Genomic DNA, 25,247 nt, shown 5'->3' on the forward strand with positions numbered 1-25,247 from the left:
CCGACTCCCTCGCGGGCCGGTCGCGGGCCAGTGGCCCGCTCCCGGGCGCGCCGACAGCAGTGCCGTGTCGTCCGGTTACCGGAGCGCCTCGACGAGCGCGGCCCCCTCGACGTAAGGGATCTCACGTCGTTTCGCGTAGGCGGCGGCGTCCTCGGGCGCGAGCGCGTCGCCCGTCTCGTCGTCGAGCATCTCACAGACCACGGCGGCGGGCGCGGCGTCGACCGCCTCGGCGAGCGCCAGCCCGAGTTCGGTGTGACCGACGCGGTCGTCGAGTCCCGCGACCGCGCCGCGTAGGACGTGAACGTGGCCGGGCGCGCGGAACGAGGCCGCGAAGTCCTCGGGCGTGTAGCTCTCGGGGTCGCTCGTGGCGGCCGCGGCCGCGTTCGCGATCTCCGTGATCGTCAGCGCGCGGTCCGCGTCCGTGATCCCCGTGAACGTCTCGCGGTGGTTCACCGGCAGCGAGAAGGAGGAACGGTCGTCGTAGGCCGGGTCGTCGTTGACTGCGGGGTGATCGAGCGCGTCCGCGAGGAACGGGAGCCCGAACGCGTCCGCGACCATGTCGTCGACCGCGACGCAGATCAGCCCGCCGGCGTCGTTCCGCATGTGCACCACGGCGGCCGCGTCGACCGCGCCCGCGGGGTAGACGAGATCCGTCTCGCCCTCGCGATCCGCGAAGTCGTGGACGCAGACCGGGTCGCCGGCGCGGAACGCCGCCAGTGCGCGGTCGACCGATGCGGTTGCGTCCGCGTCGCCGGCCGTGACCGGCGCGTCGGCGGGGTCGGGCTCCGCCTCGGACCCCTCCGCGTCGGCGCGCATCAGGCCACCTCCCCGAGCGCCTCGTCGGGAACGTCCGGCGCGTCCGCCCGCGAGGTCGCCTCGACGCGGACCTCGACCGAGTCGCCGTCCGCGAGATCGAGCTCCGCCCGGAGCTCGTCGGGGGCGATCACCTCGAGCTTGTCGTCGTCGTGGTGGGTCCGGTCGGGGACGATCGCGTGGGCGTCCTCGTATCGCCCGCCGTCGGCGACGAGCGTGACGGCGTAGCACGCGGCCGCGCCGTAGGTTCGGTCCTCGTCCTCCCAGGCGTCGATCGGGACGGCGTCGATCCCCGCTATCTCGCCGCGCCGACGGACGCTCTCCTCGTCGAGTTCGAGGTTGAGCGTGCCCGGGAACGGTTCGTATCCCAGCCGGGAGGCGAACTGCTCGGCGTATCCCGGCAGGGTGATGTAGTGGCGGCCCTCGCCCATGCCGCCGGTAACGCTCCCGCGGAGGACGAGTTCGACGTCGCGCTCGAAGAGTCGGCGGTAGTCGGCGTACTCGCCACGCAGCGCGGACTCGCCCGCGTCGGTGACCCGGACCCACTGGCCGTCGCCGACGACGTCGCGTTCGAGCAGCCCCGCGGATTCGAGCGTCTGGAGGCGTCTGGAGGCGGTCTGCGTCGATGCGCCGAGGCGGTCGCCGAGCGCCGCACACGACACCTTCGTCTCCGTCAACCCGCCCGCGAGCGCGACGTGTTTCAACGCCGCCATCGCCGCCGGGTCGGGAGTCGCCGCCGTCGCTTCTGACATACCTCGATCCAGACGGCCCGTACGCAAAAGGATAACGAATATGCGACGCGTCTCAAAATCGTTACGGAATGTGGGATCGCCCGACGCGATCCCTCCGTTTCGGGTCGAACTCGGACCGGTAGCCACCTAAGGGCGTCGGTCGCGACGGTGGCGGCGATCTCCTCGCTCGCGGCGCGCCGGCTCGCCGGGTGTGAACCCCTCGCGCGCGGATCGGCGAAAAGTAAGGTACAAGTACGAACGGGGACTCGTTTCGGGTGCGGGCTCGTAGATCAGCGGCAGATCGCTTCCTTCGCAAGGAAGAGGCCCGGGGTTCAAATCCCCGCGAGTCCATTCACTTTTGGAAGCCGTCGAATGACTGTATTCTTGACTTGGAGGGTCTCCTACATCAATACCCGTATTTCGGCACCTCCTGCTAAGACCATTTGATTCGGTTTCACGGCCGGGCTTGCCGCCAACATTTGATTCGGTAACGGGGTCGCGGGTGGGCTGTGATGCGATTTTGGAAAGGAACGATCGTCGGGCTACCGACAAGAGTTCCATAACCGGCCGTTTCCCGCGACTCGATCCGACTTGCGGGAGAACCGCCGGCGATAGTAGCCACCCGGTTAGCACACGGTCAGGCCGCTGGCGTGCGCTGAGTGAAAGTCGCCCGCAAGTTACCGCTCCGATTTTGAGTGGCCCCTATGCGTGATCGGCGTGCCGCGCGGGAAATTCTATTTATTCTCTCAACAATACTTTTATACAGGATTATGATAACTGAATGGTATGACTTCACACGAACTAGAGTATAGTTATGATGGGTGGCTAGTGTTCAATGAGCTACTTTCCACCGAGGTACACGGTGGAGAATCACACGACATACCCGATATTACCGAGTCATTTTCTACCTATACTGAGGGGAGTCCAAAAGATGCCCAATCTGGATTCACCAGACTCTCGATTGAACAAGACCTTCGAGATATGGGTGAACTCGGCCCCCAGCTCAGACAGTTTTCCGAAAGGCTGCGTGCGTTTAGATACATAGACGAGGAATGGGTTGAACAGTGGGGTTACGACGAGAATGGAAACGATCAGCTGTATTACCTCGATAGACACGATCAAGTAGACCTATTCTGGGATACAGAAAATGAAGTTATGATGTTAAAAGGTAACAAGCAACTACTTGATCGAAAACGTGCCAAACTGAGAGGTGCTCTCTCAGGTGATCTAAAGCTTGATGATATCTCATTTGATTATGACTTCTTTTTATGGCTGTTATACAAGGAATATGAAGACGAGAAGCTAGATGCTGGGTCTGATCTCCGGATTAGGAAGATGACACGCGGAGAAACTGTCGCAAGTGCTGAGAACGACGAAAGCCGCGTCAGGGTTGAAGGAAAAGAGGACATACTGAAATCAGTGGTAATGCTTGTCCCCGTCCTAGAAGGAGAGAGAATTCGTGGACTACAAGGAAACTTCATCCTTGACACGAAGCAGATCGAGGCCAAAATCAAGTTCGGTGGACGCGTTCATGTCCTAGTAACGGATAACCCAATGAGTTCATGGGAAGACGCGCGACAGATGGGGCTCTCCGTTATGTTCCTCTCCGAACTCGTGAAGCTGTATCAGCTGTGGGAGAAACTAGATTCAGAGGACAAGTATCCACCACCGTCATTCTTTGACGATCTCCGTGAGAATGCCAACGACGAAGGTTGGAAGCTCCGATTTGACCCTCAGGAAGTCAAATCAGAGTATAATCGAAAGCGTGAGGGAGCAGGTGAAGGTGCTGATGATTCACAGCCGGAGGTCGAAGTCGGTGAATAATTAAGTTCACGAGGGTAAAACATTCAATCGAGAGAATCGTTTCGATAACACCGAATACAAAACGACCTCATCATGTCAGTCAACACTCTGGGCCGATCCGAAAACCTTGGCAGATATTGGTCCGGATCTGAGCTATTGCTCGGCGATGGGGTAGATCTGAAGATCTTTGATATCAAGTCAGACACTGTCGACGGCTTAGAGTCTGTCGAGGGGTACCCTTTTCAAAACCAAGTCAGAATTAAAGGTAAATTCAAATATCGAATGCCTTCGTATGATGATAGCGAGGCATTTTCGCCGGAAGGCAGATTCGAGCATAGACAATCTTCTGGCCTGTTTATAATTGACACAGATCAGACTAAACCAAATCACAGGAAAGTAATCTCCGAAATTAATGATTGGGTCCCCTCAGACGCTGAAATAGACGATGGGATATCTGTCTCGCGAGATCGGGTTTGGGATCTCCTGACCAATGCAGAGTCTGTAGACCCATTAATCGTCCAAGATCCAAACGGTCGTTACGACCTACAAGACCTACTTCGAGTCCTTCGGAATAGCGGCGATGACCTACACACAACTCTCCGTGAAATGTATGATCAGGGGGAAGTAAGCAATTATGATGTTTTGGATGATGTTCTCGACAAGTACGACTCTTCGTCGGAAATCCGCTCTGCCCGTGATCTAGATATTGATCTCTATCGAACAAGGATCATAGAAGCGGACGCTGAATTTGAGGTTGAAGGCGAATTTGTTACGATCACATACAAACAAGGTTCAATCACGATCGAGCCAATGAGTGACAAAGCAAGGGAGTACGCATTACAACTAATTGAACGATATCTACTAAGCTAGCTTTGTCCTCTGTGGTTCTACCGCTTGAACTGGAAAGTGCCGGACAAGTGCTACCAAATGTGACTCTTTTTCGCTTCTACATTATCTGGTTTATCGCTGTTCTGTCGGTGCTACTATACGACAACTACGAACTAGTACAACAGGAATCAGGTGCTTTTGCAGACGATTATAAACAAAGTAGTCTCGGCTGGCTCTCTTCAATTGGAGGCTCTTTCTTGGCAGTCACTATTGGCCGAGATTCTGCATGGGCAAGTATCATAATCGCCTCAGTATTTGTCGTTCCAGCTGTATTCCATGCATACCGAAAGTACCCGTTTAGTCTGTTCTGTAACTACATTGCCTATGATCCAGACAGCGGAAAAAGAGACATATCAAAATCAAAACAGGGAATCGCTACACAGCAGGATGATGACTCATATACTATTGATTTAGAAATTGAGACCGGAACTGCGATTGACACCTATGCTATTGAGGTTAGTCTTCCAGAGGGCGTAGAGATTACTCATGATGATCCCCCTCCTGGTGAACATGAACTGACTGATGATAACGTAATCACTGGTAAATCTTCAAATACCAAGCCTGAGTTCACATTTGGACTAATTTTAGAGGTAACCAGTGGACTGGACTCTGTGGGTGAGAACTTTGTTGTACTAACTGATCAGGGAACGGGGAGAGTATTGGAACAGGTAGAATTAGTCCCTAATTCGTAGTCGTGCGGGTCAACTCTCTTCAAACGGCTCAAGATTTTCAGCGTCCAGATATCCTTGAAGATACTTTTTACCCTGGCTATTGATAGAATAATACCCTCCTTCCAAGCGGTTTAGAAGGCCGTAATCTGTAAGTTCCCTACACCGCTCGCCGACATACTTGGAGTGAATATCGACGTTCCTATCGATTACCACGGGAGGAACTTCACCGACATTCTGGACATACTCCAATATAAGATCATCAGCAGGCTTCATCCACTCTCTCTGTGACGTATCTTGACTGATTTACTTCCAACGGTGAATAGTTCTATCGGACAGATCCCCAGGACGTGCTTGAGAAGCACTATGACAAGCGATCGGAGCGCGAGCGCATGGAAGTTCGCCGACGCACCATCCGTGAGGTGAGCCAATGAGGGCCGTGCCGTCGGTGGGTTCTACGGTGCAGGTCGATCGATCCTTCCTGAATTCATTCACATTATATTCGACATTTCAGGATCGAGGGACCGAGTATCGACTCTTATACCGATACGCAATCACGACCCACCCCACGACAAGACTTTACAAACACCATCTCGATCGGTCCACATGACAGAACGGACGCCCACCGACGTCTCAGACGACATCCGCTATGGAGGGAAGGCGATCGACGACCCGGCGTGGATCCCGGAGTTCCTCGCCGACCGGGAGACGGGCGTACTCGGGCTCGTCGACGACGACACGCCGCACCTCGTGACGCAGCTCTTCGTCTACGACCCCGAGGCGGGCGCGATCTACCTCCACGGGGCGCAGGCCGGGCGGGCGCACGACCTCGTCGAGGACGGCGACGAGCCGAACGCGACCTTCACGACGAGCGAGAAGGGTCGGTACGTCCCGGCCGACGAGCCGGTGAACTTCACCGTCGAGTACTCGAGCGTCGTCGCCTACGGGACCGTCGACTTCGTCACGGAGCGGTCGGAGAAACGCCGCGTTCTCGAACGGTTCATGGGGAAGTTCGCCCCGCAGTTGACGCCGGGCGAGGACTACGAGGAGATGGCCGCGGAGTCGATCGACCGGACGGCCGTCTACCGACTCCAAGTGGACTCCTGGAGCGGCAAGGAGGGTTGGAAGGAGCCCGACCACCCGGACGCCTACGATCTGGACGCGGTCGAGTGATCCCGCCGGGGAGCTCGGTCGAACGAGCCTGACCGAGCGCGCCCGCGGATCTCAGTGCCCGCCGGACGCCAGATGGAGCCCGACGATGCCGACGACGATCAGCCCGATACACCCGGCGCGGGCGAGCGTGGCCGGCTCGTCGAAGAGGAGGACCCCGAGCGACGCGGTGCCGACGGCTCCGATGCCCGTCCACACCGCGTAGGCCGTGCCCACGGGGAGGTCCTCGACGGCCCGGGCTAAGAGCACCATGCTGATCACGATGGCGACGGCGGTCCCGAGAGTGGGGATCGGCTTCGAGAACCCCTCGGAGTACTGGAGCCCGATGGCCCATCCGATCTCGAACAATCCGGCGAGGATCAGGAGGTACCACGACATGTCGGATCGGAGTTCCCGCCCGACCGCGCTATAGGTTCGGGTCCCGGTCGCGGGACGACGGGTCGCCGGAAGCGGGAGCGTCGTCTCCACTGTCCCCGACAGCGCCGCCGTCCCCGGCAGCCCCACGGTCCTCGTCGTCCGCCGCAGGGTCGTCCTCGTTCCCCGTGGGATCCGCCCGCTGGAGTTCGACGACGAAGATCGCCCCCTTTGCCTCGTTGTCCTCGATCCACACGTCGCCGCCGAACTGTCGGACCAGCACGTGGACGAGGTACAGCCCGATCCCCGTACCGGGGCTGTCCAGCCCCTTTTCTCCCTTTCCGAAGACTTCCTCTTTTCGCTCGTCAGGGATACCGGGACCGTTGTCCCGGACCTCGAGGCGGACGGTTTCCTCCCTCCCGTCGATGGCGACCGTGACCTCCGGCGTCTCCACGTCGTTGTGTCGAACCGCGTTCTCGAGGAGGTTCCGGAGGACGGACGAGATCATTCCGTTCGCTCTGACGCGGGAGGTTCCGGCGTCGTCGACGAGCCGGAACGTCGCCTCCGGGAACGTCTCCCGGACGGCCTCCAGCTCCGATCGGACCGACGATCGGAGGTCGACCGGCCGGAGGTCGACCGCCCCCTCCTCGGACAGCGCGTCGATGAAGTCCCGGACCGTCTCGGTGAGTTCCATGATGTCGTTCCCCTTACGTAACACCCGATCGAGCACCGCCTCGAGGTCGTCGTCGACGCGACCCCGGAACGTCTCCATCCAGCCGAGGATCACGGCCATGTCGTTGCGGATGTCGTGGCGAACGACGCGGTTCAGCGCCTCGAGCTGCTCCGTCCGCACTTCGAGACGACGACGATACGCCTCCCGGTCGGTCACGTCCGTTATCGTCACCAACCGTCCCGTCGGGACGTCGCCGGCGGTGAAGGGCGTCGACGCCACCTCGTAGAAACGGACGCCCTCGTCCCGGGTGCCTCCCTCCCGGGAGTCCCCCTCTCGAGAGTCCCCCGTGTGTTCGAGCGTACACACGCCACCCCCGTCGAGCCGTTCCGCGATGGAGGCGTTCACGGAGCCTATCGGCTCCCCGACGGACTCCTCGAGCGACGGGAGTATCCGCCGAGCCGACACGTTGTAATCGCGGACTCGGTCCTCCCGGTCGAGATAGATCGCCGGCTCGTCCGACGTCCCGGTGAGTCGGATCGTCTCGAGGCGGTCGTGGTACACGAAGAGCGTCCCGACCGCGAAGATCGCGACCCCGGGGGGCTCGTACATCAGCGGAAGCAACCACTCCACCCGGTCACCGAAGACCGTCGCGACTGCCGGTATCCCCGTGAGGGCGACCAGGACTACGAGCGGACGGCTGTCGGCACCCGTGTAGTGGAACCGCTCGAGCAACATGAAGAAGCCGACGCCGATAACGACGTACGACAACCCGAGAACGAGCCAGTAGAGCACCTGATGGCGGATCTCGAGGTGGATGAACGGCTCCGTCGTCCACGCGGTCGTGAAGTAGAGCTCGTGTAACGGGTTCGTGATCTTGAGCGCGGTGAGGATCCCGAACACGGCGAGCGCGACGTTTCGGTACGGCGCCCGCCGCGGCGGCCGGCCGGTATAGGCGGCACAGAAGTACAGCCACGCGCCGACCGCGACGAACGCGAACACGAACCCGACCGTGTACCAAGCGGTACTGGCGGCGGCCGTGGGAGCGAGCAGGTACCCGACGTAGCCGACCGACCAGACGGCGACGGAGAGGAGGAGTCCGGCGAGCCCTCGCCGAGTGTCGGCGTGCCGGATCCGTCGTACGCGCGGGAGGCTCGCCACGCAGGCGAGGGCGGAGACGGCGAAGACCGCCACGTGACTGAGTAGGACCCAGTCCATCACTGAACCCGGATTTCGCCACATGTCGTCAAAACGATTGTGATACTGGAACCGCACGACTTCGCCGTCCCGGCAACTCCGTCACCTACCCACGGGGTTATCCCCACACCCGGAGAACGTCGGATCCACATGAACGCGAACGAGCGACGCATCGTCGCCTTCACGGCGAGCTCCCACGGGCTCGTCCACACCTACGAGCTGTCCGTTCCGATCCTGCTCACGGTGTGGATCGCGGAGTTCTCGACCACGGCCGCGACCCTGGGCGCGCTCGTCACGGTCGGCTACGGCCTCTTCGGCGTCGGCGCGCTTCCCGGCGGAGTGGTCGTCGACCGCTTCGGCTCGAAGCCGGTCATCCTCGCGTGTCTGCTCGGCATGGGCGGCTCGTTCCTGCTCGTCGGGGCCGCCCCGAGCCTCCCGGTGCTCGCGGTCGCGCTCGCGGTGTGGGGCGTCACCGCCAGCGTCTATCACCCCGCGGGGCTCTCGCTGCTCTCGAAGGCCGTCGAGCGCCGCGGGACCGCACTCGGCTACCACGGCATCGGCGGCAACCTCGGGATCGCGTTCGGCCCGCTCGCGGCGGTCCTGCTCCTCGTCGCATTCGACTGGCGGGTCGTCGCCGCGCTGCTCACAGTCCCGGCGTTCCTCGTCGCCGCCTACGGCTACACGGTCGACGTCGACGCGGCGCTTGCGTCCGCCGGCAACGCTGACGGCGGCGACGGGGACGGCACTGCCGACAGCTCCAACGCCGGCGGCCCCGACGCCGCTCCCGACGCGGGTCCGAACGGATTCGCCGGCTTCCTCGACGACACGCGGGTTCTCCTGACGCTCGGATTCGGGCTCGTCCTGGTGTTCGTCACGTTCAGCGGCCTCTACTACCGGACGTTCCTGACGTTCCTCCCCGACCTACTCGGGGACACGCTCGGCGGGTTCGCCGACCTCCAGCTCGTCGACCCCGAGGGACCCTACGCCGAGGAGTTCGACCCGGCCCGGTACCTCTACGTCGCGATCCTGATGGTGGGCGTGCCGGGCCAGTACCTCGGCGGGCGGATCGCCGACCGGATGCCGCCGGAGCGAGCGCTCATGTACCTCATGTCGATACTGGCCGTCCTCGCGCTGTCGTTCGTGCCGGCGACCGGACGCGTCTGGTCGTTCCTGCTCGTCTCGGGGCTGCTCGGCGTCGCCCTGTTCACCGTTCAGCCGCTCTCGCAGGCGACCGTTGCGGCCTACTCCCCGCCGGGGACGCGCGGACTCTCGTTCGGATACACCTACCTCGGGATCTTCGGCGTCGGCTCGCTCGGGGCCGGGCTCGCCGGCTTCGTTCTCACGGTCGCGGGAACCCGTGAACTGTTCCTCGTGCTCGCGGGGATCGCCGTCTGCGGTGCGCTCGCCTCGGGTGCCGTTCACCGGTTCGGCGAGTCGAGGGAGTGAGCCGGGGCGTGGCCGCCGGAACTGAGGCGTCGGTACCGGGCTACCGGAACTGGGCTACCGGAACCGGACTACCGGAGTCGGGTCGGCGATCCGAGCGACCCCCGGAAGGGCTTAGTCGACGGCGGCGTCCCTCCCCGTATGGACGACTCACACGGCGTGGGGGACGACCCGTACGCCCCCGCGAAGGCGGCGCTCGACGGTGGCGGGTTCGACTCGGACCCGGTCGAGACCGCCGCCCGGCTCGACGAGGACGACCCGCTCTCCGGCTTCGCGAACCGCTTTTCCACCCCCGACGACGGGCTATACATGGACGGCAACTCGCTCGGTCCCGCGAGCGACGCCGCGCTCGCGAGCCTCGACCGCGTCGTCGACGAGTGGCGCGAGCTCCTGATCGGCGGGTGGACCGACGCCGACCCGCCGTGGTTCGAGGTCGGCGAGCGGATCGGCGCGGCGCTCGCGCCGCTCGTCGGAGCGACGTCGGAGGAGGTCGTCGTCGGCAACTCGATCACGGTGAACATACACACGCTCGTGGGGACGTTCCTCGACGAGTTGCTCGCCGGGAACGGGCCGGATAGGGCCGGGAGTACCGCCGCGGACGGGAGCTGGGATCCCGACGTCGAGCCCGCGGTGCTGGTCAACGAACTCGATTTCCCCTCCGACCACTACGCGATCCGTGCACAACTGCGCCAGCGCGGGATCGACCCCGACGAGAAGCTCCGCGTCGTCGAGAGCCGGGACGGTCGAACGATCGACCCCGCCGACGTCGAGGCCGCGCTCGAGGAACACGACGACGTGGGGATCGTCTTCATGCCGACCGCGCTCTACCGGTCCGGGCAGCTGTTCGACGTCGAGCGGGTCGCCGGAGCGGCCCACGACGCCGGCGCGTACGCGGGGTTCGACGCCGCCCACTCCGTCGGAGCGGTGCCGCACGCGTTCGACGACGCCGGCGTCGACTTCGCGGTGTGGTGTACCTACAAGTACCTCAACGCCGGACCGGGCGCGATCGGCGCGCTGTTCGTCGCCGAGCGCCACCACGGGCTCACGCCCGCGCTCGCCGGCTGGTGGGGCCACGAGAAGGCGACGCAGTTCGAGATGAACCTGACGTACACGCCCGCGGAGTCCGCGGGCGCGTGGCAGATCGGCACCCCGCCGCTGCTCGCGGCGGCCCCCCTGGAGGGCGCAGTCGAGACGCTACGCGAGGCGGGAATAGAACGGATCCGCGCGAAGTCGCTCGCGCTCACCGACTTCCTGATCGCCGCAGTCGACGAGCTGCTCCCCGAGGTGGCGGTCGGGACGCCCCGCGACCGCGACGCACGGGGCGGTCACGTCGCCCTGGAACATCCCGACGCCGAACGGTTGAGCAGGGCGCTGACGGATCGGGGCGTCGTCGTCGACTTCCGGCCGCCGAACGTCGTGCGCGTGTGTCCGGCCGCGCCGTACACCGCCTTCGCCGACGTGCTCGCGGTGGTCGACCGGATCGGGGCGATCCTCGACGCCGGCGCGCACGAGGAGTACGCGGCGAACGAGGGCGGCGTGACGTAACGAGGACGGAAGGACGAAACCGGGGCTCGAGGAACGGAGCGACCTCACTTCTCGCGGATCCGCATCGGCACCGGGTGGTCGGGATGCATCGTCAGCGACCCGCGCAACGAGAGATCGGGCCCCTCGTAGTCGAGTTCGTAGCGCGAGCAGACGCACGCGAGGATGATCTTCGCCTCCAGAAGCGAGAACGCCTTCCCGATACAGTGGCGCGGCCCGCCGCCGAACGGGAAGTACGCGAACCGGGGTCGCCCGCTCCGGCGTTCGGGTTTCCACCGGCTCGGATCGAACGAGTCCGGATCGTCGTACCACCGGGGTGAGCGGTGGACGACCCACTGTGAGCACATCAACGCGGACCCCTCGGGGATCCGGTAGCCGTCGAGCTTCACGTCGAGCTTCGGTTCGCGGAACAGCGTGTAGACCGGCGGATACAGCCGCATCGACTCCGAGAGCACCCGGTCCGTGTACGTCATCTCCCGGGCGTCCGCGGCGTCGGGCGGGCCGTCCGCGGTCGCGGCCGCCGCTTCCCGCTCCACGCGTTCGCGAGCCGCCGGGTGCTTCGCGAGGAGGTAGAACGTGTAGGTCAACGCGAGCGCCGTGGTGTCGTGGCCGGCCAGAAGCATCGTCACCAGCTCGTCGCGCAGGTTCTCGTCGGTCTGTTCGCCGCGGTCGCGAGCGCGGAGAAGGACGGAGAGCAGGTCCATCGGCACGTCGCCGTCGGGGTCGCCCGGCGGACCGCCCACGGCGACTCCCTCGGGACCGGCCGGGTCCACCGCGGGGTCGTGTTCAGTGTCGCGCCGTCGCTCGACGATCCCGTCGATCACCGATTCAAGGGTGTCGACGGCGTCGTCGAACTCGCGGTTCTCGCGGGTCGGCACCCAGTTCGGGATCAGGAAGCGGCGAGGGTCCGGCTCGAAGCGCGCGCCGAGCGGCTCCAGTTTCTCCTGAACGGTCCGGACCTCCCGGTCCGTGACGTCCGCGCCGAACATCGCCGAGACGATGATCCGGACGGTGAGCCGCGCGATCTCGAGTTGGACGTCGACGACCTCGCCAGCCTCCCATCCCGCGAGCTGTGACTCCGTGTGATCGACCATCGTCCCCGCGAGCGCGCCGATCCGTCTGCTGTGAAACGAGGGGTTCGCGAGCGTGCGCTGGCGACGCCACGTCTCGCCCTCGCTCAACAACAGCCCCTCGCCGAGCAGCCTCCCCATCGCGTCGTCGCCGAACCGTGGCTTGCGATACCGCTCCGCGTCCGCGACGAGCACCCGCTCGATGTCGTCGGGATTCGTGAGCAGGTACGTCTCGCGCGGTCCGAGGTCGAACCGCACGACGTCGCCGTAGCTGTCGGCGCAGGCGCGCATGAACGTGAAGGGGTCGTCCGCGAACTGGCGACCGTTGCCGAAGAGGGGGTCCCCGATGGGTCCGGGCGGCGTGACGGACATACGAGATCTGTGGATTGGACGGGGTTAAACGTTCGGCAGTCCGGGTTTCGGGTGATGACGAATGGCCGGGCGTTCCGTCCTCAACTGGAGGCGTCGAGCCGTTCGACGCGGTCGATCAGCTCGGCCACGGCGGCCTCCTGGTCGTCCGTCGCGTCGACGATCCGCTCGGTCGCCGACTCCGTCCGGTCCGATCGGTCGCGGACGCTCTCGAGAGTCGCGGTGAGCTCCTCGACGGTCGCCGCCTGGTCGTCCGTCGTCCGTGCCACCTCGGCGACGCCGTCGGCCGCCTCGTCGACCGCGTCGGCGATCTCCGTGAGCGAGTCGAGAACGGTCTCGATCTCCGCGCCCGCGTCCTCGATCCGCTCGTGCGAGCGCTCGACGGCCGCCGACGTCTCGTCCGATTGCGCCTGGAGCTCCGCGAGGCTCTCGGTGATCGCCTCGGTGTGACCCCGGGTCTCGTCGGCCAGCTTCTTCACTTCCTCCGCGACCACCGCGAAGCCGTTTCCGTCCTCCCCCGCGCGGGCGGCCTCGATGTTGGCGTTCAACGCCAGCAGGTTGGTCTGTTCGGCCACGTCGGATATCACCTCGAGTACCTCCTCGATGTCGTCCATCCGGTCCGAGAGCGCGCCGACGCTGTCGACCAGTTCGTCGCCGATCTCGACGACGTCCTCCGTCGCCTTCCGGGCGTCACCGCTGGCGTCGAGTCCCTCGTCGGCAGCCTCCCTGGCGTTCGAGGCCGCCACGTCGACCTGATCGGCGGTCGCGGCGACCTCCTCCATGCCGGCCGAGAAGGACTGCATCTCCGCGACACCCTCCGCCAACAGCTCGTTCTGCTCGTCGACGTTGGTCACGATCTCGCCGGCGGCCTCGCTCGCCGCCTCGACGGTGTCGTCGATCTCGCGGGCCTGCTCGTGGACGCTCTCGGAGAGCGTCTCGAGGTTCGCGGCCATCCCGTTGACCGCGTCCACGACCCGGAGCAGTTCGTCGTCGAGCCACTCGAATGACTCCTTTCGGGCGATACGAGCGTCCAGGTCTCCCTCGCCGATCGCCTCCGCGGTTTCCCTGATCTCGGCAACTAACGCCGCGGTCGCGTTCCGTCCCTCCACGTTCTCCGTCCGATCGATGACGACCTCCGTAACGCCCACGAGTTCGGCGTCATCGTCATACAGCGGCGTCGCCGTGAATTCGATGTGTCGCTCCTCCCCGTGCCGGTCGATCATCGTACTGGTATCGCGGTAGCGGTTCCGAGCCGACTCACACCGCTCCACTCCGTACGCCTCGTCCGCGTCCTCCGGCGCGTCGAGCACCTTGTCCGCGAGTGTGTCGGCTCGACGGCCGTCCGGGTAGAACAGCTCGGAGACGAACCCGTGATCGACCGCCTCGTCACGATCGACGCCCGTGAGCGACGCGATCGCCTCGTTCCACTCGACGACGTTGCCCCCGTAATCGAGGACGAACGTCGGGATACCCGTCGAGTCGAACACCTGCTCGAACCCGGCACTCGCGAGCGTATCCTCGCGTGTGACCCCGTCATCGTCGACCGAACGTCGCTCGTCTCCTCCTTCTCCCGTGTCTATGCCGTCGTCCGCCCCCGGGAGTTCCTCGGCCGATGACCCGTCGACGACGACGCCACCGTCCGGAACCGACCGCGCGTCCCGGCCGAGCACGCGTCGGAAGAGCCCTCGAATTCCCGTCATGTTCACCTCTTCCTCGCCGAACGGAGTATATAACGTCCGTCCTCGGAGAATCAGATGTGATATCTACGTGCGTCGACGATGAGGTCCGCCCGTAGCGTTCAAGCGCGTCCGTCGGCTACGTGTGATCGATGGATGTCGACGCCGTGAGGACCCGTGCGGCCGATCTCCCGACGGAGCCCGGCGTGTATCAGTTCCGATCCGGAGAGACGACCCTGTACGTCGGAAAGGCCGTCGATCTCCGCGATCGGGTCCGGTCGTACACCGATCCGCGATCGGAGCGGATCCGCGGCATGGTCGCACGGGCGGATCGGATCGAGTTTGCCGTCACGGACACCGAGACCCAGGCGCTGCTGCTCGAGGCCAACCTGATAAAGCGGCTTCGTCCGCGGTACAACGTCCGACTGAAGGACGACAAGTCCTATCCGCTGGTCGCGTTCTCCGACCACGAGGTTCCCCGGATCGAGGTGACGCGCGACCCGGACGAGGGCGCAGTCGCGTACGGGCCGTTCACGAACGTGGGCCGCGTCGAGACGGCCGTGAAGGCGATCCGCGACGAGTACCGGCTCCGCGGTTGTTCGGACCACAAGTACGCGAACCGCGACCGCCCGTGTCTCGACTACGAGATGGGGATCTGCTCGGCGCCCTGTACCGGCGAGATCGATCCCGAGAGCTACGCCGAGGACGTCGCCGCCGCCCGTCGCTTCTTCGAGGGAGAGACCGGCGCGCTCGCCGATCCGCTCCGCCGTCGAATGGAGGCGGCCGCCGAGAACGCCGAGTTCGAGCGCGCGGCGAACCTCCGCGACCGTCTCGAAGCCGTCGAGGCGTTCCACGGCGAGGGCGGTGAGGCGGTGAGCGACCGTGCCGACGACCGCACCGTGGACGTGCTCGCTGCCGCCGTCGAGGGGGAGACAGCTCGAGTCGCGCGGCTTCACAGCGAGCGCGGCCAGCTCGTCGACCGGAGCCGCCACCGGCTCGATACGCCGACGATCGAGGCGGCGGGAGAAGACGGTAAAGAGACGGTCGGCGATAGTACTCAAACTCCGGCAGCGGTGCTCTCGGCGTTTCTCGCCCAGTACTACGCCGAACGCGAGTTCCCCGATGCCGTCCTCCTCGCGGAGCGTCCCGCAGACGCCGACGTGGTCGAGTGGCTCGAAGGCGAGGGCGTCGCGGTCCGCGTTCCGGGTGCCGGACGAGAGGCGAAGCTCGTCGATCTCGCGCTGAAGAACGCCCGGAAACGCGGCGGTCACGACGACCCCGTCGGGGCGCTCGCCGATCGACTCGGGATCGATCGCCCGGCGCGCATCGAGGGGTTCGACGTGAGCCACGCGTCGGGAACCGCCGTCGTCGGCTCGAACGTCTGTTTCGTCGACGGGAGCGCACGGACGAGCGAGTACCGACGGAAGAAGCTCACCGACCGCAACGACGACTACGCCAACATGCGGGAGCTGGTCCGCTGGCGTGCGAGCAGAGCCGTCGAGAAACGTGACGACCGTCCGGATCCGGACCTGCTTCTGATCGACGGTGGGGAGGGACAGCTCGGTGCGGCCCGCAACGCGCTCGCCGAGGTCGGCTGGACGGTGCCGATTATCGCCCTCGCGAAGGCGGAGGAGCTGGTGGTGACGCCGGACGGGCCGTTGCGGTGGCCCGACGATTCCCCGGAACTCCACCTGCTTCAGCGGGTCCGCGACGAGGCGCATCGCTTCGCCGTCCAGTACCACCAGGCCGTCCGCGACGAGGTAAAGACCGTACTCGACGACGTTCCCGGCGTGGGCCCGGAGACGCGAAAGGGGCTCCTCCGGCGGTTCGGATCGGTCGAGAACGTCCGAGAGGCCTCGCTCGAGGATCTCACCGACATCGACGGAGTGGGCGAAACGACGGCCGAGCGGCTCCGCGAGCGGTTGTGATGGCGAACAGGCGGCACGCTTCTCCCCGGAACGACCGCCGCGCGCCCGCCCCCCGTTCCGGGCCTCGTTCAGAACATGGAGCCGATGGCCGCGGCTTCGAACATATACTGTGGGTTTTCGTGGATCAGATCGCGGCGAACCGGACCGAGTCTCAGTGTTCGCTCTCGTCCGCGACGAGTTCCTCGTACCGCGCGCCGGTCTGTTTCAGCGTCTCCGTCGAGTAGAGCCGCTCGTGATCGAACGGGAGGTGCTCGGCGGCGAGCTCGTCGATCTTCGCGTCGACGGCCTCGGCCTCCCGGCCGTGGATCATCGTGAACAGGTCGTACTCCCAGTCCTGCTCGGGTCGGCGCGGCCGGTGGTAACACAGCGTGACGTACGGGAGGCCGCCGACCGCCTCGCCGCGCGAGTCGAGCTCGTCGTCCGGCACGTCCCAGACCACCATGCAGTTGTTCGTGAAGCCGGTGACGACGTGGTTGACGACGCAACCGATCCGCTTGATGCAGCCGTCGGCGAGCAGGCGCTCGACCGCGGCGAGCACTTCGTCGACCTCGGCGTCGATCTCGCTCGCCACGTCGGCGTAGGGGGTCGCCGACAGCGGGAAGCCGTCCTGGACGGCGATGAGGAGGTCGGCCTCGAGCGCCGTGAGGTCGCCGCGGGCGTCCTCCGAGATGCGGGTGGCGGAGACGCCCTGCGCCTCGCCCGACTCCCTCGCGAACCGGTCCCCGTTGACCACGGGGAACTCGAGATCGATGTAGTAATCCGTGAGCATCGGGAGGTTCAGCACCTCACAGCCGGTTCGTTCCTCGATCTCCGCGAGGATCGCGTCGCGTCGCTCGCGGGAGCCCGCGGTGACGACGAACCACTGGTTCCACTCGTGGTCTCGACGGTAGTTGTGGTTCACCTGCCGGTAGCCGTTGATGACCTCGGCGATCTCGTCGAACCGGTCCTCGGGGGCTCGGACCGCGGCGAGCGTCGAGGATCCGATGACCGGCGGGTTGAGCACCGCGCCGAACCGTCGAAACACCCCTCGCTCTCGGAGGTCGCGAACGCGATCGAGGACCTCGGCGGCGTCGACGTTGACGCCCGTTTCGGCCGCGATCTCCGCGGCGACCCGCTCGAACGGGCGCGACTCGACGGGGAAGCCGCTCTGGTACTCGTCGATGAGCGCGGCGTCGACCGCGTCGATCCCCGCCCGCCAATCGGCGTCCAGACTCATTGCCGGTAGAAGGGGTCGCGTGTACGTACGGGTTTCGGAGGGGCGCGAAAGGCGTCGTCAGTCGTCAGCGGGGGACCCAGTGGCCGGCGCGAACGCGCGGGCGCTCTCCTCGAGCTGTGCCACGGAGCAGCCGCCGACGGTGGCGGCCTGTTCGAGCGTCAGCGTGCGGGCGCGATACAACGTGAGTGCGGTCGCCACGGATTTGGACGTCATCGGGTACGGTGCGAGAATAGATGGACGATCATATAATAGTATCGGGTTTTACTACCTTCTACACGAATCTAGATCCTTCAGAAATTCCGTATTTGTTTCTCCATCCCAACTAGGTAGTCATTCGTTTAGATCTGTGTTGTCAACGTATGACACGATCACGCGTCGAAACGACGTCTCGGGCGGTCGTCGCCGTGTCGCGCGCATCGGTGGGTCGGGATCCTCGACCCGGCCGTGGGGAACACCGTCGGAGCCCCAGCCGCGGCCGCACAGCCCCGCACCTCACGCCTCCCCAGCCTCGCCGCGGCCGCCTTCGTCGGCCACGGGCTCCCTCGCACGGGCTGCTCGCGGCCCCTCGGCCGCTCGCAGGCGCGCGCCACCGCCGCCGTCTCGATCGTCGTCCACTCCGGTCGGGGTCGTCGCGGCCGGCTCGACGTTCCCGTCGCTCGGGAGTCGAGCGGGGGACTTTTCGTTTCCAAGGCCGAACGGCGCGTATGGCTCAGGCGACCCAGGAGTTCGGCGAGTGGCCCCTCAAGCGGCTGATGACCGAGGTCTGCGGCTCCGGGCACAAGTCGGCGGACGACCTGACGCGCGCGCAGGCGGCGGAGGCGTTCGAGCGGATCCTCGCGGACGAGCCCGACCCGACGACGCTCGGGGCGTTCTGGCTCGCGAACCGCTGGAAGCGGAACACGCCCGAGGAGCTCGCCGCGTACGTCGACGTCATGTGCGAACGCGTCGAGTACGCCGAACCCGACTGCGACCCCGTCGACTGCGGCGCGAACTACGACGGGAAGGGTCGAACCGCGATCCTCGGCGTGGCGGCGGGCGCGGTCGCGTCCGCCGCGGGAACCCCCGTCGTGGTCCACTCGGGCGACCGCGTCCCCACCCAGAAACAGGACGCGTACAAGCACGTCCTCGACGAGCTGGGCGTCCACACCGAGCTGACGCCCTCGGACTCCGCCGACATGGTCGACGAGACCGGCTTCGGCTTCTACTACCAGCCCGCGTTCAACCCCGCGATCGACGAGCTGTTCGAGCGCCGCGACCAGATGGGCGTCCGGACGTTCGTCAACACGATCGAGACGCTGGCGAACCCGGCCGGGGCCTCGGTCCATCTCGGCTCCTTCTACCACCTCGCGTTCGCGAAGAAGGTGGTCGACACGTTCGTCGAAAGCGGGTTCCACGACCTCGACCGCGTCCTGATGTTCCAGGGAATGGAGGGGTACGACGACGTCCGCCCCGGATACACCAAGGTCGCGGAGTGGGACGCGACCGGCGGTGACGGTGACGCGGGCGGGGACGACGTCGACGGAAACGGGAGCGACGGCGCGAGCTTCGACGACTTCGAGGTAGAGACCGCCGAGTACGGGATGGACCTCGAGGAGGACGACCTCGCCGTCGACGACGTCGCCGCCGACTCCGCGCGGATCACGGAGGAGGTGCTCGCGGGCGATCGCGACGGCCCGTTCGCCGACGCGGTCGCGGTCAACGCGGCGCTGCGGATCTACGCCCGCGAGGACGCCGACTCGATCGAGGAGGGACTCGAGGCGGCCCGAACGGCAATCGACGACGGCTCCGCTCACGACGTGCTCGAAGCGCTTCGCGACTTCTGACGGGTCGCGCTCGAACACGCCTTCTTCGCCGTTTCTTCTCCGCTCTCCCGACCGGCTCCCGCCGATCCGGGTCGAATTTGGGACGGAATTCGGAAAGCCGTCTTGAGGCTCCGGAGCCAAGGGAACGTGTACCGAACATGACCCACGATACCTCTTCACACCATGCCGACGTGTGAACACTGTGAGGCGCACGTCTCCGAACGGTTCGTCCGGGTGTTCTCGGACGCTCGCGGCCGGATACATGCGTGTCCGAACTGCTCCGCGAACGCCGGGATCGCGGAGGTCGCGAAGGAACGAGCCCCCGATGCCTGATCCCGACACGGAACGTGCGATCCGCGACCGACTACCCTACCGCTCCGGTGCGGGTGGCATCGACCGCTTGTGCGCGCTGTGTTCGCACAGTTCGACGACGCGGTCGACGGCCGCTTCGGGAACGTCCAGTTCCCTGACCGTCGCCGCTCGGGAGAGCCCGCCGTCGACGTGGACCGCGAGGATCGCGTCGACCGTGTCGTAATCGAGGCCCATCTCCTCGGCGTCGGTCTGTCCCTCCCACATCCCGGCCGTCGGTTCCTGCATCACGAGGTCGCGAGGGACGCCGACGTGGGCGGCGAGCTGGCGCACCTGCTGTTTGTAGAGGTTCCCGATCGGGTTGCAGTCGACGGCCTGGTCGCCGTACTTCGTGAAGTAGCCCGTCATCGCCTCCGCGCGGTTGCCCGTGCCCAACACGATCCGGTCCTCCGCGTTGGCGACGAAGTAGTTCAAGACGGCGCGGGTGCGGACGTACACGTTCCCCGCCGCCGTCCGATCGTCGGCGGCCTCGGGGAACGCCGAGAAGAAGGACTCCGCGATCGGCTGGATCTCGACCACGTCGTACTCGATCCCGAGGTCGTGCGCGACCCGCTCGGCGTCGCTCATCACGTCCGGGTCGTTCACCTCCGAGGGCATCGTGATCCCGTGCAGTCCCTCCTCGCCGAGCGCCTCGACCGCGAGGTGGGCGGTGAGCGTCGAGTCGATCCCGCCCGAGAGCCCGAGGACGGCCCCCTCCGCGCCCGCGTCGTCGACGAGGTCGGCGATGAACGAGACGATACGCTCGCGCGTCTCCGCCAGTTCCGCCTCCGAGAGACGTAAGTCGAGCGGGGGATCCTCCGACAGCAACACTGACTGCTCCGGCGTCTGACTCATGCAGGGAACCAGGGGCCGCGGCGACTAATAGCTCCCCGTCCCGGACTCGAACTGGACGTTCGTCGGGTTTTCTCCGTGTTCGATGGGTGACCGACTCGGGGCACCACGGCGAACCGGTCGGCCCGCGCCCGGCGTCCACGACGCGGAAGTGACCGCTCGCGGTAGGCCTACAACAGTCCCTCGTGATCGGCCAGCAACAACCCCTCCAGCGTTGCGTCGTTCGTCGGCGGCTCCCGAACGGTCGCGAGCGCCTCGTCGATCGGCACGGTCCGCGGGACGAGGAACTCGTTGCTGTCAGCGTCGACGTCGACCGGCTCCAGCCCCTCGGCGAACACGTAGCCGCGCCGGTGGCGCAGGACGCCCGTCGAACACCACACCTCCTGGAGCAGCGTCGTCGACGACGGCGAAAAGCCGGTCTCCTCGGCGAGTTCGCGGGCTCCCGCGGCGGTGTAGGACTCGCCGGGCTCGACGATCCCGGCCGGCAGCTCGAGCTGCGTGTTCCGTACCGTCGGTCGGTACTGCTCGACGAACAGTATCCGACCGTCGGCGACCGCGACCACGACCGTCGCGGGCGGGAGCTCCGCCCAGTAGTAGTTCTTCTCCGTCCCGTCGGGCTGTTCGACCCGGTCGTACCCGCCGACGAACCAGCCGGGATCGTACTCGACGGTGACCTCCCGGACCGGCCACTCCGGCTCGCCCGGCAGCGAGTGAAGCCGCCCGTCGGAGAAGGCCGGGAGGTCGCGCAGGTCGCTCGCGGCGCGGTCGTCCTCCGCGGGTGCGTCGTTCGCGGATGGATCGGTCAGGGACGTGTCGTTCGCGGGTGCGTCGTCCGTCGGTCCGTCGTCGCTCATGCCGGAGACTGCGTGACCTCGACGTAATACGTTTCGCCGTCGCGCTCGACCCGAACGCCGCCGTCCGCCTCGGCCGCCGGCGCGCGCCGGGTGAGCGCGTCGACCTCGTCGAAGGGCGTGTGCGTGAACCACTCCTTCAGCCCGTACGGCCCCATCAGGTACGGCTCCGAACGGCCGTCGTCGCTCCCGATCGCGCCCGTCAGGTACGGGTAGCGACGCTCGGAGAGGCCGGTGGCGTTCGCGGTCGGCTCGGCGGTCTCGATCGGCTCGGCGGTGAGGTAGTAGGGGTTGCCGCTCCCGAGGTAGCTCGGCAACACGCCCAGCGCCAGCAGCGCGAGCGCGATCACCGCGATGGCGACGAGGAGGTTCCGCGTGACCGGGCGCATACGCGAGGTAGGCGGCGGCGTCGAATACGGGTTTCGGCCGACGCGTTTTACTCCTCGCCGACCCTCCCCCTCGAACATGGAGTTCCGGTTCGAGCTGGCCCTGTGTGCGGCCCTCGAGTCCTCCGATCGAGTGGTCGCCCGGCAGCTCGGCGCGGGGGTGACGCGGCCGGGAGCGCGTATCGTGGACGTCTGTCTCCTCTCGCCCGGCCCCGACTTCGACGCGCGAGCCGCCCTGACGCCGGAGCGTATCCCGGCAGCAGCGATCGAGGCGGACGTCGGCCCCGGCGAGGCCGTCCCGGTCGCCGACGCGTTCGACCTCCCGCCGGAGCGCGCGAACGCCGTCGTCGACGCCGCCGTCGACGCGGGGTACCTCGAACGCGAGCGTCGAGACGGCCACTCGGTCGTGCGCGCGACCGCCCGCTACCCCGACGACTGGGTCGGGTCGCTGACCGCGATCGAGAACAAGCCCGACCTCGGGACGCCGGGCGATCTGGCGGCCCAGCTCCGGTACGACGCCGCGCTCGGACTCTTCGATCGGGTCGTGCTCGCGACCGCCTCCTACGTCACCCGCGCCCACCTCAACCGGATCCCCGACGCGGTCGGCGTTTGGCGGTTCGATCCGGAGACGGGCGACCGAGAGGTGGTCCGCGAGGCAACTCCGCTCGACCCCGACGCCCCCGGCGTCGAGATCCGCGAGGAGCGGTCGCTCCGGACCGAGGTCGCGCTCGTCTCGCCCGAGGCGAAGGGGCGGAAGCGTCGCCGGATCGCCGAGCGCGCCTACGGGAAGGGGTGGCGACCGGAGCCGCCCGCCTGCGCACACGCGACGCTCACGGCCGACGGCCGACCACGATGCGGTCGGTTCGGCCGGGTCGTCGATCCCGGTCGCGAGTGCGGCCCCGGCTGCCCGGAACACGACCCCGCCGACCCGCCGGCGCTCGACCGCGACCGGCTCCGCGACGAGCGGACGGCGTGGGTCGCGGAGCCGGACGGCGGCGGCCCGCGCAGGCAGTCGGGACTCTCGCGGTTCCGGTGAGAACCGACCCCACGTGAACCGCCCCGATCGCCGGCGTTCCGTCCGTGAGAACGCTTATACGGCGACGGCTGGATCCATCGGTATGAACGAGATCGAGGACGTCTTCGTCGCCCGACTGATGACGACCGACCTCCACACGGTGAGCCCGGACACGCTCGTCGAGGACGCCGCGGCCGTCCTGCTCGACAACGACATCAGCTCCGCGCTCGTCGTCGAGGACGGTCGACTGGTGGGGATCCTCACCACGACCGACTTCGTCGAGATAGTCGCGAAGAGCCAGCCGAAAGCCGAGACGACGGTCGAGCGCTACATGACTCGGGACCCGATCACGGCGGGCGCACAGGACGCCGTCTCCGCGGTCGCCGCCACCATGATCGACCACGGGTTCCACCACGTTCCGGTCGTCGACGGGGAGGGAACGCCGATCGGGATCATCACCACCTCGGACTTCGCGGCGTACGTCTCCGGCACCGAGTCGCTGGCGTCGTAGCCGACGCAGTCAGCACGCTTTCGAGGGCCGCGTGCGTCTCCGTCCGCGATATCGTCAACATCCACCCCTTCCTCGGGGGTATTACCGAGGGCGGCCCAACGGGGGCCATGAGCGACCGTCTACACCTCAACCTCTTTACGATGACCTCGGTCGAGCACGTCTCGCCGGGGTCGTGGCGGTACCCCGGGGACCGATCGGCGGAGTACACCGACGCCGAGTACTGGACCGAGGTCGCGCGCACCGCCGAGCGCGGCGGCTTCGACGCGGTGTTCTTCGCGGACGTCCGCGGGATCTACGACGTGTACGGCGACGACCGCGAGACGGCGGTCGAGCGCGCGGTCCAGACGCCCGCGAACGACCCGCAGCTCGTCGTCCCCGCGATGGCCGCCGTCACCGACGACCTCGGGTTCGCCGTCACGCGCTCGACGACGTACACCCACCCCTACCAGCTCGCCCGCGAGTTCTCGACGCTCGACCACCTCACCGACGGCCGGGTCGCCATCAACGTCGTCACCTCCTACCTGGAGTCGGCCGCCGAGAACCTCGGGCTCGACGAGCGGATGGAGAAGGGCGAGCGGTACGACCGCGCCGACGAGTTCCTCGACGTCTGTTACGCGCTCTGGGAGGACTCCTGGACGGACGACGCCGTCGAGCGCGACCGCGAGAGCGGCCGATACACGGACCCGAGAGGGGTCCGGGCGATCGACCACGAGGGCGAGCACTTCTCCGTGCCCGGTCCCCACGGCTGTGAGCCCTCCCCGCAGCGGACGCCGGTCGTCTATCAGGCGGGCTCGTCGGACCGCGGGCGGGAGTTCGCGGCCGCCAACGCGGAGGCGGTGTTCGCGAGCCAGCCCACCGAGGAGGGAGTCAGAGAATACATCGAGGACGTGAAGGGGCGCGCGGCCGAGCACGGTCGCGACCCCGAAAGCCTTCGGTTCTTCATCGGCGTCGTCCCGATCGTCGGCGAGACCGAGGCGGCCGCCGAGCAGAAACACGAGCGGTATCGCGAGCACGTCGACGTCGAGGCGACGCTCGCGCTCCTCTCGGGCTTCCTCGACATGGACCTCTCGGAACTCGACCCCGACCGGAAGGTCGAACACATCGAGACCGACGCGATCCAGGGGACAATGAACGCCTTCACCCGGTCACAGCCCGACCGCGACTGGACCGTCCGCGAGGTCGCGGAGTTCGGCGGGCTCGGGACCACGTCGCCGACGATCGTGGGGACGCCGGAACAGGTCGCCGACGAGCTCGAGTACTGGCACGGGGAGGTCGGCGTCCACGGCTTCAACGTGAAGGAGGTCGTCCGCCCCGGCTCGCTGGTGGACTTCGTCGACCTCGTCGTTCCCGAACTCCGCGAACGCGGGCTTCTCGCGCCCGTCGACGTCGACTCGCCGGGCGATACCCTTCGCGAGCAACTCCTCGGCGAGGGACAGCCGCGGCTCCGGGCGGACCACCGCGCGCGCTCGCCGGACGAGTGAGCGGTTCCGTCCGCTCGTGCCCACGCCGCCCGTCGGAGGGTCGTCGGGCGGTCGTCAACTCCGATACGCGGTTCCTCATGATTATTAAGTAAACGAACACCGTTAACACGACGTATCTGCCGCCCCCGGCACCGTTAAGTGGTTCACGCGTCTGGTGTCAGGTGACGCTTCGCTTGGAGGGCCGAAGCGTCAGCGGGGACCTACTGAACGGCCCCGGCGTGCCACCTTTTCCCGGCACGCCGGGGCCGTTCGTTCCTTTGAACCGCGAGCGACTGCGTCGCGTAGATAGCCGCGTCCGAGAGTTCCATACAACGATTCATACGTCCGTTCTTCGCTCCCCCGATTCGTCCAGTACCACCTTTTTCTCGTCCTCAGAAATCGGAGATTTCTGATGGGCTGCACGAGAACTCCGCTCTCGTGAACGTCGGGTTCCCTCGCTCACTGCGTTCGCTTCGGGAACCGC

24 protein-coding genes and 1 tRNA gene are annotated in these 25,247 nt (G+C 66.1%); 13 read left to right on the forward strand and 12 right to left on the reverse strand.

Annotation, left to right across the window (positions count from 1 at the left end; translation table 11 throughout):
* Positions 1-75: 75 nt before the first annotated feature.
* Together ribB and OKW78_RS15065 are read right to left on the reverse strand one after the other, a co-directional pair.
* Positions 76-816: a 3,4-dihydroxy-2-butanone-4-phosphate synthase gene (gene ribB, locus OKW78_RS15060; protein WP_281195885.1), complete on the reverse strand. Its 741-nt coding sequence runs from the start codon at positions 814-816 to the stop codon at positions 76-78.
* Positions 816-1,565 (reverse strand): CTP-dependent riboflavin kinase, encoded by a 750-nt coding sequence (locus tag OKW78_RS15065; RefSeq protein ID WP_281195886.1) that lies wholly within the window; start codon positions 1,563-1,565, stop codon positions 816-818. Before OKW78_RS15065 ends, ribB begins: the two co-directional genes overlap by 1 nt.
* A gap of 258 nt (positions 1,566-1,823) precedes the next feature.
* On the opposite strand from OKW78_RS15065, the gene OKW78_RS15070 reads away from it, so the two are divergent.
* From OKW78_RS15070 to OKW78_RS15085, 4 genes are all read left to right on the forward strand, one after another.
* A tRNA-Ala gene (locus OKW78_RS15070) sits at positions 1,824-1,895 on the forward strand.
* A gap of 435 nt (positions 1,896-2,330) precedes the next feature.
* On the forward strand, positions 2,331-3,368 hold the full coding sequence (locus OKW78_RS15075; RefSeq protein ID WP_281195887.1) for a hypothetical protein: 1,038 nt from the start codon (positions 2,331-2,333) through the stop codon (positions 3,366-3,368).
* A gap of 72 nt (positions 3,369-3,440) precedes the next feature.
* Positions 3,441-4,217: a hypothetical protein gene (locus OKW78_RS15080; RefSeq protein WP_281195888.1), complete on the forward strand. Its 777-nt coding sequence runs from the start codon at positions 3,441-3,443 to the stop codon at positions 4,215-4,217.
* A gap of 11 nt (positions 4,218-4,228) precedes the next feature.
* On the forward strand, positions 4,229-4,927 hold the full coding sequence (locus OKW78_RS15085) for a hypothetical protein (RefSeq protein ID WP_281195889.1): 699 nt from the start codon (positions 4,229-4,231) through the stop codon (positions 4,925-4,927).
* A gap of 9 nt (positions 4,928-4,936) precedes the next feature.
* Here the strand turns inward: OKW78_RS15085 and OKW78_RS15090 are convergent, their stop codons facing one another.
* Positions 4,937-5,179, reverse strand: a complete 243-nt coding sequence (locus tag OKW78_RS15090; RefSeq protein ID WP_281195890.1) for a hypothetical protein — start codon at positions 5,177-5,179, stop codon at positions 4,937-4,939.
* A 330-nt stretch (positions 5,180-5,509) separates the two neighbouring features.
* On the opposite strand from OKW78_RS15090, the gene OKW78_RS15095 reads away from it, so the two are divergent.
* A complete protein-coding gene (locus OKW78_RS15095) occupies positions 5,510-6,076 on the forward strand; it encodes a pyridoxamine 5'-phosphate oxidase family protein (RefSeq protein ID WP_281195891.1) in 567 nt (188 codons plus the stop codon).
* A 51-nt stretch (positions 6,077-6,127) separates the two neighbouring features.
* Here the strand turns inward: OKW78_RS15095 and OKW78_RS15100 are convergent, their stop codons facing one another.
* On the reverse strand, positions 6,128-6,451 hold the full coding sequence (locus tag OKW78_RS15100) for a multidrug efflux SMR transporter (RefSeq protein WP_281195892.1): 324 nt from the start codon (positions 6,449-6,451) through the stop codon (positions 6,128-6,130).
* Between the two features lie 28 nt (positions 6,452-6,479).
* On the reverse strand, positions 6,480-8,315 hold the full coding sequence (locus tag OKW78_RS15105; RefSeq protein ID WP_281195893.1) for an ATP-binding protein: 1,836 nt from the start codon (positions 8,313-8,315) through the stop codon (positions 6,480-6,482).
* A gap of 129 nt (positions 8,316-8,444) precedes the next feature.
* Here OKW78_RS15105 and OKW78_RS15110 point away from each other — a divergent pair, with 129 nt between their 5' ends.
* Together OKW78_RS15110 and kynU are read left to right on the forward strand one after the other, a co-directional pair.
* A complete protein-coding gene (locus OKW78_RS15110) occupies positions 8,445-9,740 on the forward strand; it encodes an MFS transporter (protein ID WP_281195894.1) in 1,296 nt (431 codons plus the stop codon).
* 138 nt (positions 9,741-9,878) lie between these two features.
* Positions 9,879-11,282, forward strand: a complete 1,404-nt coding sequence (gene kynU / locus OKW78_RS15115) for a kynureninase (protein WP_281195895.1) — start codon at positions 9,879-9,881, stop codon at positions 11,280-11,282.
* A 44-nt stretch (positions 11,283-11,326) separates the two neighbouring features.
* On the opposite strand, the gene OKW78_RS15120 is transcribed toward kynU, so the two are convergent.
* Together OKW78_RS15120 and OKW78_RS15125 are read right to left on the reverse strand one after the other, a co-directional pair.
* Positions 11,327-12,721, reverse strand: coding sequence for a cytochrome P450 (locus OKW78_RS15120; RefSeq protein WP_281195896.1), 1,395 nt, complete (start codon positions 12,719-12,721; stop codon positions 11,327-11,329).
* Positions 12,722-12,801: 80 nt separating this feature from the next.
* A complete protein-coding gene (locus OKW78_RS15125) occupies positions 12,802-14,418 on the reverse strand; it encodes a methyl-accepting chemotaxis protein (protein WP_281195897.1) in 1,617 nt (538 codons plus the stop codon).
* Positions 14,419-14,546: 128 nt separating this feature from the next.
* Here OKW78_RS15125 and OKW78_RS15130 point away from each other — a divergent pair, with 128 nt between their 5' ends.
* Positions 14,547-16,322, forward strand: coding sequence for an excinuclease ABC subunit C (locus OKW78_RS15130; RefSeq protein ID WP_281195898.1), 1,776 nt, complete (start codon positions 14,547-14,549; stop codon positions 16,320-16,322).
* 151 nt (positions 16,323-16,473) lie between these two features.
* On the opposite strand, the gene OKW78_RS15135 is transcribed toward OKW78_RS15130, so the two are convergent.
* Positions 16,474-17,538, reverse strand: coding sequence for an Lrp/AsnC family transcriptional regulator (locus OKW78_RS15135; protein WP_281195899.1), 1,065 nt, complete (start codon positions 17,536-17,538; stop codon positions 16,474-16,476).
* Positions 17,539-17,595: 57 nt separating this feature from the next.
* Positions 17,596-17,751, reverse strand: coding sequence for a hypothetical protein (locus tag OKW78_RS15140; protein WP_281195900.1), 156 nt, complete (start codon positions 17,749-17,751; stop codon positions 17,596-17,598).
* 491 nt (positions 17,752-18,242) lie between these two features.
* Between OKW78_RS15140 and OKW78_RS15145 the strand changes: the two genes are divergently transcribed.
* Together OKW78_RS15145 and OKW78_RS15150 are read left to right on the forward strand one after the other, a co-directional pair.
* A complete protein-coding gene (locus tag OKW78_RS15145) occupies positions 18,243-19,361 on the forward strand; it encodes an anthranilate phosphoribosyltransferase (RefSeq protein ID WP_281195901.1) in 1,119 nt (372 codons plus the stop codon).
* 162 nt (positions 19,362-19,523) lie between these two features.
* Positions 19,524-19,673, forward strand: a complete 150-nt coding sequence (locus tag OKW78_RS15150) for a hypothetical protein (protein ID WP_203227855.1) — start codon at positions 19,524-19,526, stop codon at positions 19,671-19,673.
* Between the two features lie 36 nt (positions 19,674-19,709).
* On the opposite strand, the gene OKW78_RS15155 is transcribed toward OKW78_RS15150, so the two are convergent.
* The 3 genes from OKW78_RS15155 to OKW78_RS15165 form a co-directional block, all read right to left on the reverse strand.
* A complete protein-coding gene (locus OKW78_RS15155; protein WP_281195902.1) occupies positions 19,710-20,543 on the reverse strand; it encodes an NAD+ synthase in 834 nt (277 codons plus the stop codon).
* A 167-nt stretch (positions 20,544-20,710) separates the two neighbouring features.
* Positions 20,711-21,394 carry an NUDIX domain-containing protein gene (locus tag OKW78_RS15160; RefSeq protein WP_281195903.1) on the reverse strand — a complete coding sequence of 228 codons (684 nt, stop codon included), beginning with the start codon at positions 21,392-21,394 and terminating at the stop codon, positions 20,711-20,713.
* Positions 21,391-21,780: a hypothetical protein gene (locus OKW78_RS15165; RefSeq protein ID WP_281195904.1), complete on the reverse strand. Its 390-nt coding sequence runs from the start codon at positions 21,778-21,780 to the stop codon at positions 21,391-21,393. Before OKW78_RS15165 ends, OKW78_RS15160 begins: the two co-directional genes overlap by 4 nt.
* 76 nt (positions 21,781-21,856) lie before the next feature.
* On the opposite strand from OKW78_RS15165, the gene OKW78_RS15170 reads away from it, so the two are divergent.
* The 3 genes from OKW78_RS15170 to OKW78_RS15180 all read left to right on the forward strand — a co-directional run bounded on the left by OKW78_RS15170 (position 21,857) and on the right by OKW78_RS15180 (position 24,784).
* Positions 21,857-22,813: a DUF5787 family protein gene (locus OKW78_RS15170; protein WP_281195905.1), complete on the forward strand. Its 957-nt coding sequence runs from the start codon at positions 21,857-21,859 to the stop codon at positions 22,811-22,813.
* Between the two features lie 82 nt (positions 22,814-22,895).
* On the forward strand, positions 22,896-23,303 hold the full coding sequence (locus tag OKW78_RS15175) for a CBS domain-containing protein (RefSeq protein ID WP_281195907.1): 408 nt from the start codon (positions 22,896-22,898) through the stop codon (positions 23,301-23,303).
* Between the two features lie 107 nt (positions 23,304-23,410).
* On the forward strand, positions 23,411-24,784 hold the full coding sequence (locus OKW78_RS15180) for an LLM class flavin-dependent oxidoreductase (RefSeq protein WP_281195908.1): 1,374 nt from the start codon (positions 23,411-23,413) through the stop codon (positions 24,782-24,784).
* Positions 24,785-25,247: the final 463 nt, after the last annotated feature.

Origin of the sequence: Halorubrum sp. F4, from assembly GCF_027257195.1 — an archaeon.
GTDB lineage: Archaea > Halobacteriota > Halobacteria > Halobacteriales > Haloferacaceae > Halorubrum.

Excerpts from the sequence above, each read along its gene's own strand:
- OKW78_RS15080 (WP_281195888.1), top strand. The coding sequence starts at position 3,441 with ATGTCAGTCAACACTCTGGGCCGATCCGAAAACCTTGGCAGATATTGG.
- ribB (WP_281195885.1), bottom strand. The coding sequence starts at position 816 with ATGCGCGCCGACGCGGAGGGGTCCGAGGCGGAGCCCGACCCCGCCGAC.
- kynU (WP_281195895.1), top strand. The coding sequence starts at position 9,879 with ATGGACGACTCACACGGCGTGGGGGACGACCCGTACGCCCCCGCGAAG.
- OKW78_RS15120 (WP_281195896.1), bottom strand. The coding sequence starts at position 12,721 with ATGTCCGTCACGCCGCCCGGACCCATCGGGGACCCCCTCTTCGGCAAC.
- OKW78_RS15165 (WP_281195904.1), bottom strand. The coding sequence starts at position 21,780 with ATGCGCCCGGTCACGCGGAACCTCCTCGTCGCCATCGCGGTGATCGCG.
- OKW78_RS15175 (WP_281195907.1), top strand. The coding sequence starts at position 22,896 with ATGAACGAGATCGAGGACGTCTTCGTCGCCCGACTGATGACGACCGAC.
- OKW78_RS15140 (WP_281195900.1), bottom strand. The coding sequence starts at position 17,751 with ATGACGTCCAAATCCGTGGCGACCGCACTCACGTTGTATCGCGCCCGC.
- OKW78_RS15130 (WP_281195898.1), top strand. The coding sequence starts at position 14,547 with ATGGATGTCGACGCCGTGAGGACCCGTGCGGCCGATCTCCCGACGGAG.
- OKW78_RS15075 (WP_281195887.1), top strand. The coding sequence starts at position 2,331 with ATGACTTCACACGAACTAGAGTATAGTTATGATGGGTGGCTAGTGTTC.
- OKW78_RS15090 (WP_281195890.1), bottom strand. The coding sequence starts at position 5,179 with ATGAAGCCTGCTGATGATCTTATATTGGAGTATGTCCAGAATGTCGGT.
- OKW78_RS15160 (WP_281195903.1), bottom strand. The coding sequence starts at position 21,394 with ATGAGCGACGACGGACCGACGGACGACGCACCCGCGAACGACACGTCC.
- OKW78_RS15100 (WP_281195892.1), bottom strand. The coding sequence starts at position 6,451 with ATGTCGTGGTACCTCCTGATCCTCGCCGGATTGTTCGAGATCGGATGG.
- OKW78_RS15135 (WP_281195899.1), bottom strand. The coding sequence starts at position 17,538 with ATGAGTCTGGACGCCGATTGGCGGGCGGGGATCGACGCGGTCGACGCC.
- OKW78_RS15180 (WP_281195908.1), top strand. The coding sequence starts at position 23,411 with ATGAGCGACCGTCTACACCTCAACCTCTTTACGATGACCTCGGTCGAG.
- OKW78_RS15170 (WP_281195905.1), top strand. The coding sequence starts at position 21,857 with ATGGAGTTCCGGTTCGAGCTGGCCCTGTGTGCGGCCCTCGAGTCCTCC.
- OKW78_RS15125 (WP_281195897.1), bottom strand. The coding sequence starts at position 14,418 with ATGACGGGAATTCGAGGGCTCTTCCGACGCGTGCTCGGCCGGGACGCG.
- OKW78_RS15095 (WP_281195891.1), top strand. The coding sequence starts at position 5,510 with ATGACAGAACGGACGCCCACCGACGTCTCAGACGACATCCGCTATGGA.
- OKW78_RS15150 (WP_203227855.1), top strand. The coding sequence starts at position 19,524 with ATGCCGACGTGTGAACACTGTGAGGCGCACGTCTCCGAACGGTTCGTC.
- OKW78_RS15155 (WP_281195902.1), bottom strand. The coding sequence starts at position 20,543 with ATGAGTCAGACGCCGGAGCAGTCAGTGTTGCTGTCGGAGGATCCCCCG.
- OKW78_RS15065 (WP_281195886.1), bottom strand. The coding sequence starts at position 1,565 with ATGTCAGAAGCGACGGCGGCGACTCCCGACCCGGCGGCGATGGCGGCG.
- OKW78_RS15105 (WP_281195893.1), bottom strand. The coding sequence starts at position 8,315 with ATGGACTGGGTCCTACTCAGTCACGTGGCGGTCTTCGCCGTCTCCGCC.
- OKW78_RS15110 (WP_281195894.1), top strand. The coding sequence starts at position 8,445 with ATGAACGCGAACGAGCGACGCATCGTCGCCTTCACGGCGAGCTCCCAC.
- OKW78_RS15145 (WP_281195901.1), top strand. The coding sequence starts at position 18,243 with ATGGCTCAGGCGACCCAGGAGTTCGGCGAGTGGCCCCTCAAGCGGCTG.